Origin of the sequence: Bradyrhizobium sp. LA6.8 (genome assembly GCF_040547935.1) — a bacterium.
Lineage (GTDB): Bacteria > Pseudomonadota > Alphaproteobacteria > Rhizobiales > Xanthobacteraceae > Bradyrhizobium > Bradyrhizobium barranii.
In genome coordinates this window covers 431966-444214 of sequence record NZ_JBEPQQ010000009.1, presented here as the reverse complement: position 1 = coordinate 444214, position 12249 = coordinate 431966, and the positions used below count along the sequence as shown (strand labels likewise).

General features: G+C 63.2%; 9 protein-coding genes. 1 reads left to right on the top strand and 8 read right to left on the bottom strand.

Annotated features, from left to right (window positions below):
• Positions 1-127: 127 nt before the first annotated feature.
• From ABIA90_RS36155 to ABIA90_RS36120, 8 genes are all read right to left on the bottom strand, one after another.
• A complete protein-coding gene (locus tag ABIA90_RS36155) occupies positions 128-1438 on the bottom strand; it encodes an ABC transporter substrate-binding protein (RefSeq protein WP_208088083.1) in 1311 nt (436 codons plus the stop codon).
• Positions 1439-1599: 161 nt separating this feature from the next.
• Positions 1600-2649 (bottom strand): methyltransferase, encoded by a 1050-nt coding sequence (locus tag ABIA90_RS36150; RefSeq protein ID WP_166343504.1) that lies wholly within the window; start codon positions 2647-2649, stop codon positions 1600-1602.
• Positions 2650-2836: 187 nt separating this feature from the next.
• Positions 2837-4072 carry an ABC transporter substrate-binding protein gene (locus tag ABIA90_RS36145; protein ID WP_063981672.1) on the bottom strand — a complete coding sequence of 412 codons (1236 nt, stop codon included), beginning with the start codon at positions 4070-4072 and terminating at the stop codon, positions 2837-2839.
• 40 nt (positions 4073-4112) lie between these two features.
• Positions 4113-5591, bottom strand: coding sequence for an ATP-binding cassette domain-containing protein (locus ABIA90_RS36140; RefSeq protein WP_354120247.1), 1479 nt, complete (start codon positions 5589-5591; stop codon positions 4113-4115).
• Entirely contained in the window at positions 5591-6517 is a 927-nt protein-coding gene (locus tag ABIA90_RS36135) for a branched-chain amino acid ABC transporter permease (RefSeq protein WP_014493139.1), read from the bottom strand. Before ABIA90_RS36135 ends, ABIA90_RS36140 begins: the two co-directional genes overlap by 1 nt.
• A gap of 1 nt (position 6518) precedes the next feature.
• Complete coding sequence (locus ABIA90_RS36130; protein ID WP_063981675.1) at positions 6519-7394, bottom strand: branched-chain amino acid ABC transporter permease; 876 nt, start codon at positions 7392-7394, stop codon at positions 6519-6521.
• A 102-nt stretch (positions 7395-7496) separates the two neighbouring features.
• Complete coding sequence (locus ABIA90_RS36125) at positions 7497-8711, bottom strand: ABC transporter substrate-binding protein (RefSeq protein ID WP_354120489.1); 1215 nt, start codon at positions 8709-8711, stop codon at positions 7497-7499.
• 298 nt (positions 8712-9009) lie between these two features.
• Positions 9010-10110, bottom strand: coding sequence for an NAD(P)/FAD-dependent oxidoreductase (locus ABIA90_RS36120; protein WP_354120248.1), 1101 nt, complete (start codon positions 10108-10110; stop codon positions 9010-9012).
• Between the two features lie 225 nt (positions 10111-10335).
• On the opposite strand from ABIA90_RS36120, the gene ABIA90_RS36115 reads away from it, so the two are divergent.
• On the top strand, positions 10336-12225 hold the full coding sequence (locus ABIA90_RS36115; protein WP_354120249.1) for a peroxidase family protein: 1890 nt from the start codon (positions 10336-10338) through the stop codon (positions 12223-12225).
• Positions 12226-12249: the final 24 nt, after the last annotated feature.

The following is a 12249-nucleotide window of genomic DNA, read 5'->3' as shown; positions in this document are numbered from 1 at the left end:
GCGACAACTACAGATCTTGGCAGGCAATTGCCGCGACCAGGGCATTCGCTCATGACGTCTTCAGCCTCAAGAGCCCATAACGCAACAGGCCCACAAGGGGAGAGGGGAAGAGACCGTCCGCATCACCTCACGCCCCGTAGGTCGAGCCCTTCGGCAGCGGAAACACCGGGTCCTGCGTGCGGATGTTGGTCGGCCACACCACCGAGATGCGCTCGCCGGCGTTCTGCATCACCACCGGCGTCGAGCGCTCGTTCTGGCCCGACAGCGGCGTGCCCGGCGGGAAGAACTTGACGCCGTAGCCCTGGATGGTGCCGCCGGCGGGAATGTCGACGTCGAGCGCGGCCTTGCGGATGGCCTCGGGATCGAAGCTGCCGTATTTCTCCTTGGCGACCGGCAGCACGTTGTTGAGCAGCACCCAGGTCTGGTTGAAACCCATCGAGCAGTGTGGCGGCACTTCGGTCGCGCCGGTCTTGGCCTTGTAGCGCGTGACCATGGCGTTGGTCAGATCGCCGATGCCCGGTGCGAGCTTTGCGGGATCGAGCAATTGCGCCGGCACCGGATCGATGTTGCAGAAATTGTCGATGTCGGCGCCGAAGGTCGCGCGCAGCTTGTCGAGCTGGCTGTAGCCGGCGCCGGCGCCGAACAACATCTTGAAGCGCAATCCGCTCTCGCGCGCCTGGCGCAGGAACAGGGTGATGTCGGGGTTGTAACCGGCATGCGAGATCACGTCGGCCTTGGCGCGCTTGATTTTCGTAACGAGCACCGAGAGGTCGGGCGCCGAGGCGGAGTAGCCCTCGCGCAGCACCACCTGGATGCCGGCCTGCTTGGCGTAGGCCTCGTCGGCCGCCGCGACGCCGACGCCATACGGGCCGTCCTCGTGGATCAGCGCGACCTTGACGTCCTTCGGATCCATACCGAGCTTGCCTTGCGCATGCTCGGCGAGGAAGCTCGCGAAGGCCTGGCCATATTGGTCGGAATGGATCTGCGCTCGAAACACGTATTGCAGGTTCTTGTCCTTGAACACGGCGGTCGAGACCGCGGTCGTGATCCAGAGGATCTTCTTCTGCTGCTCGACCTTGGCCGCGAGCGGCACCGCATGCGAGCTCGCATAGACGCCGTTGATGATGTCGATCTTCTCCTGACTGATCAGGCGTTCGGCCTCGTTGATCGCAACGTCGGGTTTGCTCTGGGAATCCGCGGCGACCGGAGCAATCTTGGTCTTGCCGCCGACACCGCCTTTCTCGTTGACGAGATCGATCGCGATCTGCGCGCCGATTGACGAGGCCACCGAGCCGCCGGCGGCGAAGGGGCCGGTGAGGTCGTAGATCAGGCCGATGCGCAAATTCTCGGCTTGCGCCTGGGCCCGGGTCCAATCGAGGCTGAGTGCGGCGGCGGCAGCCGCCGAGCTCTTCAGCAACTGCCTGCGTGAAGTCGGCATCCTATCCTCCCTCAAAACCCGTCTGTTGATTGGTCTTGTTATTTTTTTACGAATTATGGGGAGCGGGACGATGGAAAGTCAACATGGCGAAAGGTCGATAGGCGGGTCATGGCGCAGAACGCAACTGCGAAGACGAACTGCATCGAGCGATCTGCCCGACCTCAGTTGGTGTCGGAGCGCATTGCCTCGAATACCGCAAAGCCTGCGCCGTCGAGCAACGGCACCACCCTCGCCAATCGGAATCCGGCCTGCTCCAGCAGGGATCGATATTCGGCGTCGGTGCGCTCCATGCCGGAGACATTGACCAGCATCTCCATGTCGATATGGAGCACGCGCATGGCGTCGCGATGATCTGGCTCGATCCGTCGTTCGATCAGCAGAACCCGAGCATGTCCTGGCATTGCCGCGCGAACATTTCGCAGGATTGCCAGCGATTGTTCGTCATCCCAATCATGGATGATCTGCTTCAGGATGTAGGCGTCTGCGTCTGCCGGAACGGTTTCGAAGAAGCTCCCGCCGATGATCTCACATCGGTTCGTGCCTCCAATCGCCTCCAGAGACGCGCCGGCTACGACATCGGGAAGGTCGAACAGCACGCCTTGCATGGTCGGGTGGTTGGCCAGAATCGTTGTGAGCGTGAAGCCATGTCCGCCGCCTATGTCGACGATGCGGCCGATCCCGTGAAAATCGTAGTGCTTGAGAAGCGCGGTGGCCAACCGGGCGGAGCTGGTTGTCATCGTCGCGTTGAAAATCGCGGAGAGCTCGGCGTCCTCGCGCAAATAGTCGAAGACCCCCGTCCCGTGTGCGTGATCGAAGGCATGCTGGCCGGTCTGTACGGAGTGCAGAAGATGGCTCCAGGATTGCCAGTGCGACTGGCTGAGCCATAGCCGCACCACCGGACAGATCGAAGCCGGGATATCGGCGCGGAGGGTAGACCCAAGAGGTGTCAGCGCAAACTGCTTCGGAGACGTCTCGTCGAGCAGGCCGGCACCGGCCAGGAAGCGAAGCAGCCGGTAAAGCGTCGGAGCATGGCTTCCGGTCGTTGTCGCCAGATCGTCGCAATGGCGCGGGCCTGCCGCCAGGTGATCCGGAATGCCAAGCTCGACGGCAACGCGTAGGGCCTGCGAAATGCGGTACCCACCGATCAGCCTGAATATCTGGGCGAAATCTTGAGGTGCGGGAGATTGTCCGGGAGAGATGCCTGCGTCCATCTGAGATGCTCCGCTTCATCACCGGCGGGGTAGATGGCGGAGGTTGCGGCAAAACGTCAACGTGACCCAAGGTCGCTACGGGCCGGCCGCGGCGCAGCATGCTTCCTGAAGGACAAAGAGTCTTGAAGGACAAAGAAAAGCCCACCGCTCGCGAATAAGCGGTGGGCCTGATGCCGGGACGAGCCGGTTACTGCGACAGCTTCACGAAGGCCGGAAACTTCAGCTTGCCTTCCGCGATCTTCTCGGGCCAGACTACGACCTGCTTGCTGTCCTGCCACTGGAAGACGAGGCCGGACACGGTCGTGGGACCGGACTTGATGCCGTGGGTGAACTCGTCGTCCTTGCCGTAGAACTGGATGCGGCCGATCGTGCCCTCGTAGTCGGTCTTCTCCAGTTCAGCGACCATCTTGTCGGGATCGGTCGAGCCTGCGCGCTTGATCGCTTCGGTGATGAAGTAGACCTCGTCATAGGCGGTGTAGCCGGTATAGGCCGGCGGCGTGCCGAACTTGGCCTTGAACGCGGCCGCGAACGGCTTCGTCTTGGCGGTCACGGCGACGTCGGGCGTCGCCACTGCCAGCGACGGCACGCCGTCGGCCGCGCCATTGGTGTCCTTCCAGAAGGTCGGGCTCAGCGCCTGCGCGCTGATGCCGAACATCGGGATCGGCACCTGCTGGTTCTTCCACTGCACCGTCGGCTGCACGCCGACATGCGAGATGCCGGTCACGATCACGTCAGGCTTCTTGCCCTCGATGTTGTTGAAGATCGGCGTGAAGTCGGTGGTATCGGGCGAGAAGCGCACATGCTCCACGACCTTCAGGCCCGCCTTGGGCAGGCAGGCCTCGTAGCCGACGTCGAGCGGCTTGGTCCAGGCCGCATCCTCGCTCATGATCGCAACCGTCTTGAACTTGAGCTTGTCGACCAGAAGATCCTTGGCGGCGTCGCAGACGAGCTGGGCTTGCGCGGCCGAAGTCAGATAGCCGTGGAAGGTGTACTTGTTCTTCTCGTAGTCGTTGTGGATCGCCTTGGTGATCTCGTTAGAGGCGGCGCCGGGTGTGATCAGCGGCATCTTCAGTCGCGCCGCCCAGGGCTCGAGCGCGAGAACGACTTCGGAGATATAGCTCGCGATCACGGCGGAGACCTTGTCCTCGCTCACCGCGCGCTGGAAGGCGCGCACCGAGTCGGCCGACGAGCTCTTGTTGTCATAGGTGACGATCTCGACCTTGCGGCCGAGAATGCCGCCCTTGGCGTTGATCTCGTCGGCAGCGATCTGCGCGCCGCCCGGGGTCGCAGCGCCCGCGATCGACTGCACTTCGGCGATGACGCCGATCTTGATCGGATCGTTCGACTGCGCATAGGCGGGTGCGGCAAGACACAGCGCCAGTGCGGAGGTGAGGAGGCTGCTGCCGAGGATTGAAGGTCGCATGGTCGTTTCCCTTTCTATGCTTTTTGTTGATGTTGAGGACTCAAAGAAAATCGGCGCCGGCTTCGCTTGCGAAGCGGCCGGGATCGCCCTCCCAGACGATGCGGGCGTGCTCCAGCACATAGACGCGGTCGGCATGCGGCAGCGCGAAGGTGACGTTCTGCTCGCCAAGCAGCACCGTGATCGCGGTGGTCTGCCGCAGCTTCGTGAGCGCCTTGGACAATTGCTCGAGGATGACGGGAGCGAGGCCTAGCGTCGGCTCGTCCAGGATCAGGATCTGCGGCTGCATCATCAACGCGCGGCCGATCGCGAGCATCTGCTGCTCGCCGCCGGACAGCGTTTGTGCCATCTGGCCCTGGCGCTCCTTCAGGATCGGGAACAGCTCGAACAGCCAGGCGAGCTGCGCGGCGCGCTTGTCGTCGGAGAGATGCTGGCCGCCGAGATCGAGGTTTTCGCGCACGCTCATCTCGCCGAACAGCTCGCGCGATTCCGGGCATTGCACGAGGCCACTGCGCGCGATCTTCGCCGGGCTCGTGCCGCGCAGTCTGTCGCCGCCGCGCACGATCTCGCCGCTATAGGGCAGGAAGCCGGAGATGGTGTTGAACAGCGTGGTCTTGCCGGCGCCGTTGAGGCCGACGACGGAGACGAACTCGCCCTCGTGGACGTGGATCGAGACGTTCTCCAGCGCCTGCGCCTTGCCGTAGAACACGCTGACATTCTCGACCTGGAGCAGCGGCACCTTGTCCTTGAAGCTGGTCTCGGGCCGCGCATGGGTCTCGATGGCGCCGCCGAGATAGACCCGGCGCACCGTCTCGTTCTTCATGACCTCGTCGGCCTTGCCGGTGACGATTTCCTCGCCGAGATACATCGCGAGCACGCGGTCGACCAGTGCGGCGACGCTCTTGACGTTGTGGTCGACCAGCATCACGGCGCGGCCCTCGTCGCGAAAGCTGCGGATCAGGTCGGAGAAGACGTCTACTTCCGCCCGCGTCAGCCCGGCAAAGGGCTCGTCCACCAGCACGACCTTTGGGTCACGCGCGATCGCCTTGGCGAGCTCGAGCCGGCGCAGATCGGCGAAAGGCAGCGTCGGCGGCCGGCGGTTCATCACGCTGCCCAACCCGACGCGGTCCGCGATCCATTTGGCGCGCTCGACCAGCGCCTTGTCCGGGAACAGCATGAACAGGCTGTCCGGCAGCAGCGCGACCATGATGTTCTCCAGCACCGTCTGCCGGTTCAGCGGGCGCGAGTGCTGGAATACCATGCCAAAGCCTTTGCGCGCGATCTTGTGCGCGGGCAGGCCGGCGACGTTCTCGCCCTCGAAGATGACTTCGCCCGATGTCGGGCGTTCGATGCCCATCACGCTCTTCATCGCGGTCGACTTGCCGGAGCCGTTCGGCCCGATCAGGCCGAAGATCTCGCCGGCGTTCACTTCGAAGCCGAGGTTCTTCACCGCCGTCAATCCACCGAAGCGTTTTGTCAGGCCGCGGACGTCGAGCACGGGCCGGTTTGCGACCATATCCATCACGAGCGCGCCTCACGTGAGAGGGCCGCTCCGAGGAAGCCGCCGGGGAAGAACAGCACGACGAGCAACGCGACCGCCGAGACGATGAAGGTCGCGAGCTCGCCGGTCGGCCTTAGGAATTCGCCGGCGACGATCAGGAAGATCGCGCCGAGCGCGGCGCCAAGCACGGTGCGCCGGCCGCCGAGCACGGCCGAGACGATGACGTTCACGCCGACCGCGACGTCGACGACGGTGCCGACCGAGGCGGTGCCGAAATAGAACACCAGCAGCGCTCCGGATAAACCAGAGAAGAACGCGCTGACGATGAAGGCGGCGAGCTTGTGCTTGACGATGTTGAAGCCGAGCGCGCCGGCCTGTACCGGATCCTGGCCGCTGGCCTGGAGCACGAGGCCAATTGGCGATTGCGACAGGCCGTAGAGGATCGCCGCCGAGATCGTCATGAAGCCGAGTGCGATCCAGTAATTGGCGCCGGCGTTGATGGTGATGACGTCGGGGATGGTCAGGCCGATCTCGCCGCCGGTGAGATCGGCGAACACCACGATGAAATTCTGCAACATCAACACCGCGACCAGCGTGGTCAGCCCGAAATACGGCCCGCGCACGCGCAAAGCCGGCAACGCCAGCACGAGGCCCGCGATGACGGAGGCCAGCGCCCCCAGCACGATGCAGAGATAGACCGACCAGCCGAACTGGGCATTGAGAATGCCGGCGGTGTAGGCGCCGACGCCGATCAGGAAAGTGGGCCCGAAATTGACCTCGCCCGCGAAGCCGAACAGCAGGTCCCAGGCCATCGCGAACACGCCGAAATAGAACGCGACGGTGAGCAGGCCGAGCACGTAGCCGGAGACGTAGAGCGGCAGCGTCGCCGCGATGATGACGAGCGCGACCGAGATGAAGAACAGGCGGGAGGTGAAGAAGGTGGACATCTCAGCGCCTCCCCAGAAGGCCCTGGGGCCGGATATACATCACGAACACGAGCAGCAGCAGCGCCGGAATGGTGCGGTAGGCCGGCGAGACCAGGTAGGCCGTCAGCGTCTCGAGATAGCCGACCACGAAGGCCGCGATCAGCGAACCGGAGACGCTGCCGAGGCCGCCGAGCACCACGATCGAGAACGCGCTCGCGGTCAGCGGTCCGACGCTGTAGGAGCTGACGCCCAGGAACATGCCGAGCAGCACGCCGGCGATGCCGGCGAGGATCCCGTAGATTCCCCACACCACGATGTAGATGTTGGTGAGCTCGAGGCCGAGTAGCGTCACGCCGCGCGGGTTCATCGACGCCGCCAGCACCGCCTTGCCGGTGCGGGTGCGGTTCACGAGCAGCCACAACAGTGCGATCACGAGGCAGCACACGATCGCGGTGAAGATCTCGTTCTTCGGCGTGCGGACGCCGAGGATCTCGACCACACCCTCGACGATCGGCAGCACGGTCTTGGCGTTGTTGGTGAAGAAATAGGCGATCAGCTCCTGGATCATGATGCCCCAGAGCAGCGTGCCCGTGAGGACGAAGATCTCCTTTTCCTCGTTGGGAATGCGCCGGGAGTCCTGAATGGGCTTCACCACCGCGAAATAGGTCGCAAAGGCAGTGAGGAGGGCGACGGCGACCCCGATCAGCGCACCGGCGTAGGTGCCGACGTTGAGGATGCTGGCAGCGGCCCAGGCCGCCACCGCTGCGGCCACCATGATGGCACCGTGGGAGAGGTTGAGCACGCCGGAGACGCCGAAGATCAGGGTGAAGCCGGTGGCGCCGAGAGCGTAGAGAGCGCTGATGGCAAAGCCATCGATCAATATCTGGAAAGCTCGCATCTATGATTGGCCGGGTGGCAGCCGAGCTGCCGCTTTGAGGAAAGGTGCTGCGGAGAGCCGCATGTGGAAGCTCCCGGGAGGTGGTCCCGGGAGCATGTCCTGCTAGTTGCTGAGCTTGATGAAGCTCGGGAACTTGACGTCGACCTTGGCGACGTCCTTGGGCCAGACCGCGCTCTGCTTGCCGTCCTGCCATTGCAGCATCAGCCCGGTGATCAGGCCCTTGCCATATTTGATCGAGTGGGTGAACGGATCGTCCTTGCCGTAGAACTGGACGCGGCCGATCGTGCCTTCCCAGTCGGTCTTCTCGAGCGCGGTGACGAGCTTGTCGGCGTCGGTCGAGCCGGCGCGCTTCACCGCGTCGGCAATGTAGTAGACCTCGTCATAGGCGGTGTAGCCGGCATAGGAGGGATAATTGCCGAACTTCTTCTTGAAGTTCTCCGCGAACGGCACCGATTTCGGCGTCACCGCGACGCCGGGCCCGGAGACGCCCTGATAGAGCACGCCTTCTGCCGCCTGGTTGGTGTCCTTGCCGAAGGTCTCGTTGGTTGCCTGCGAGGAGATGCCGAACATCGGGATCGGCACCTGCTGGTTCTTCCACTGCACCGTCGGCTGCACGCCCACATGGGAGATGCCGGTGATGATCACATCGGGCTTGGAGCCCTCGATCTTGTTGAAGATCGGCGTGAAGTCGGTCGTATCGGGCGAGAAGCGGATGTGGTCGAGCACCTTCAGCCCGATCTTGGGCAGGCACTCCTCGTAGCCGACGTCGAGCGGCTTGGTCCAGGCGGCGTCCTCGCTCATGATGACCGCGGTCTTCATGTGCATCCTGTCGACGAGCAGGTCCTTGGCGCCGTCGCAGACCGAGAGCGCCAGCGCGGCCGAGGTCAGATAGCCGTGGAAGGTGTACTTGTTCTTCTCGTAATCGGCGTGAACGCTCTTGCTGATCTCGTTGGAGGCGGCACCCGGCGTGACGAACGGCGTCTTCAGTCGCGAAGCCCAGGGCTCCAGCGCCAGCACGACCTCGCTGATATAGCTGGCGATGACCGCGTTGACCTTGTCCTCGTTCACCGCGCGCTGGAACGCACGCACTGAATCCGCCGACGAGGAGTGATTGTCGTAAGAGATGATCTCGATCTTGCGGCCGTCGACGCCGCCATTGGCGTTGATCTCGTCGGCGGCAAGCTGCGCCGCCTGTGGAATGGAGGCGCCGGCGATCGCCTGCGCTTCCGCGATCACGCCGATCCTGAGGGGATCGGCTGCAAGTGCAGCGCCTGACGCTGCCATCATCGCGCCTGTCGCGGCCGCACCGAGCGCCATTCGCAATGCAACAGAGAGTCGTTTTTTCATGTTGTTCTCTCCCTTTGAACAGGCCTCTTGTGAGCCATTATGTCGCATCTATAACGGCGACGGCATTCTCGGCAAGTGAAACCGCGTTCAGGATTGGTAGAGACGGACTAAAGTCTAGCGCTGCGTAAATTGCGGGCAGGGTAGGTGCGAGACACTCATGACGCGCGCAGGCATGCAGATTCTGTCGGCGGGCATGCGTGAGCGTCGAAGCCTTGGAGTCGAAGCCTTGGAGCGGGCGGTAGCCTACAAGACGAGCAGCGATGCCGGTTCAGCGCGCTTGCAGCAGTGATGGATCGAGCGGCCTCAATCGGGCCGGATCGAATGGCGACAAGTCTACACGCGTCGCATCCTTGGCGATCAGCTGCGCCAGCGCTTCGCCGGTGGCGGGCGCATTGAGGATGCCCCAGACATTGTGCCCGGTCGCAACATAGAGGCCTTCGCTCTGCGGCACCTTGCCGATCAACGGCAGGCCATCCTCAGTCACCGGTCGGAAGCAGGCCTGCTGCGCGATGATTTTTTCGGGACGAAACAGTGGCGACAGCCGTTCGCACATGATTTGCAGGCGCGCGATCGCATCGACGTCCGGCACTACGGCCGCCGGATCGAGCGGCAGCGGCGCGATGTCCGAGAGTGCGGTGATATGCGTGCTGCCGTCGGCGCGTGGAAAGACCTCGATCGACACGGCGCTGCCGTCCTCGTCATACTCCAGGAACAACGCATCGGCGGGCACGTTGGGGCCGATGTCGTACACGATGCTTGGGCTGCGCTGGCCATAGACAGCGGGCAGGCGCATCCATTGCGCGGCGAGCAGCGACCATGGCCCCATCGCGATCACGACAGCGTCCGCCTCAACGAGGCTGCCTTCGACCTCGACACCCTTCGCGGTCGTGCCATTCGCGTCGCGCACGATGCCCGTGATGCGGCCAACGCGAAGCTCGGCGCCTTGCGCGACTGCCGCGTTCATCACGGCCGACGTAAATTTGCGGGGATGAACGATCGCAGTCGTCTCAGTCGTACCGATGCGCTGCGCGATGACGACGCCGTCGGCGAGCCAGCCGAGCGCGGATGGTGCATTCCGGCGCGAATCCCCGTCGGACACAACAAAGCCGCTATACGCGGTCATCGGGCGATAGCCCCAATCGCCGGCGATCTCCTCCGCCAGCTGCGCATGAAGCACAAAACTCCGCCGCGCGAGTGCGTCGAGCGGCGAGCCGGTGCACCAGTCACGCGCCAGAAAGCCGCCGGCCTTGCCGGAGGCTGCGGCCGCGACCTCGGTCCGTTCGACCACGATGACCTCGATGCCGTGGCGCCGGAGAAACAAGGCGGTGCAGGCCCCGATCACGCCGCCGCCGCAGATGATGACGCGCATGGCTTGTTCCTTGGATAGTGCTGCGCTGATGTGCGCAACATCGCCTGTTCGGCACGATCGTTCAGGCCAAGATTGCCGCTTCGCCGCTAGAGGTGCAATTCTGTCGTATATCGAATGTCGTCACTCAACGATCATGCGAGCGTCATAAAGAATCACAAAAGCGTCATGCCGCAAGCCGCCAATGGAGCAGGCGCTGGGGCGGACACTCTACGGGGAGGGTAAACCATGGCGCTCAGATTCCGCAGCATCGACGGCTCCAACAACAATCGTGCGGATCCCACCTTGAACCAGGCCGGCACCGACTTTGCTCGGCTGGGGCCGGCAAATTTCGTCGATGGGGTCAATGAAATGACGCCAGGTCCGAATCCGCGCGAGATCAGCAACATTGTCGTGGCGCAGACGGATATTGGCGATGGCGAGGAAGGCCCGCATCTGGTGGATGACGCCGGCGTCGCGCTGTCAGGCATGATGTATGCGTGGGGCCAGTTCATCGATCACGATCTGGATCTGCAGAAGGAGGGCACAGGCACGGATGATATCTCGATCAAGGTCCCGGCTGATGATGAGTTTCTGCCGCCCGGCAGCATGATCCCGTTGACGCGGGTGGCGATCGATCCTGCGACGGGGGTCACCGGGCATCCGGCAGCCGCGATCAATACGGTGACGGGTTGGCTGGACGGATCGCAGGTCTACGGTTCCGACGCGGCCACCGCAGCGAGCCTGCGAACGGCCGACGGCCATATGAAGGTGTCGGCGGGAGACAATCTCCCGATCGTCGAGACCGAGCACGGCAACGTCTTTGCGGCCGGTGACGTACGGGCGCAGGAGAATCCCGACCTGACCGCCTTGCAAGTCTTGTTTGTGCGCGAGCACAATTACCAGGTCGATCGACTGCACGAGGACCATCCGAACTGGAGCGGCGACAAGCTATACGAGACGGCCAAGGCAATCACCACGGCCGAGATGGTCAACATCACCTACAACGAGTTCCTGCCGCATCTGTTGGGCGAGGACGCCATCAAGCCGTACCAAGGCTATGACCGCACGGCGGACGCGCGGATCACCGAAGAGTTTGCCGGTGCGGCCTTTCGCTTCGGTCACTCCATCGTCTCCGACGAGATCAGTGCGACCAGCAATCTGGGTGCCTTTACGTCGGAGCAGACGCTGGCGCAATCGTTCTTCGAAGACACGGCGACTTTCAAGGCGACTGGTGCGGATGGCCTGCTGCGGCATCTGTCGGGGGACCTAGCCAATCCGCTGGACGCTCACATTGTCGATGGCTTGCGAAACCTCCTGTTCGATCCTCCGGACGGGATGGATCTGGCGGCGATCAATATCCAACGCGGCCATGATCTTGGGCTGGGTACACTGAACCAAACCCGGGAGGCGCTGGGGCTTGCGCCTTACACCAGCTTCGATCAGTTCAGCTCTGATCCGGCGACGGCAGCAGCGTTCGAGAAAGCCTATGGTTCGATCGATGCCGTCGATTTGTGGGCCGGTGGATTGGCTGAGGATCATGCGCCAGGAGCCGTCATCGGGCCCACCTTCGGCATAATCATCGCCGACCAGTTCGCCGCTTTGCGCGACGGCGATCGCTACTACTTCGAGAACCAGGGCTTCGATAAGCAGACCCTGAATGAGATAAAGAACACCACGCTGTCGGACCTCATTCTGCGCGACACCGATACCACTGCGATGCAGAGCGATGCCTTCGTCGCCACCGAGCGGCACAGCGGCACGCTGGGCGGCGTAGACCCGACCGGAGAAAAGGCTGCAGCAGGCATGGCGCAGCTTGTGGTCGGATCTCCCGGCAGGGATACCCTGACCGGCGGAGATCTGGATGACACGCTGGTCGCCGCGGCCGGCCGCATGACCATGACCGGAGGTGCCGGTGCCGACACATTCGAATTCGACCTTGGTGTTCTCGCAGGTAAGCACAACACCGCGGTCATCACCGACTTCGATCCCAAACAGGACAAACTGCAATTTTCGAACGACGTTCACGTCACGAAATCATCTGACCATCATGGCGGAACGCTGTTGCAGGTCGGGTCCGAGACCATCGACCTGCTGGGCGTAAAGCCGCATGAGATGCATCTTCACGAATGGGGATAATGCTGGGTCGCTTCAAACGAGCAA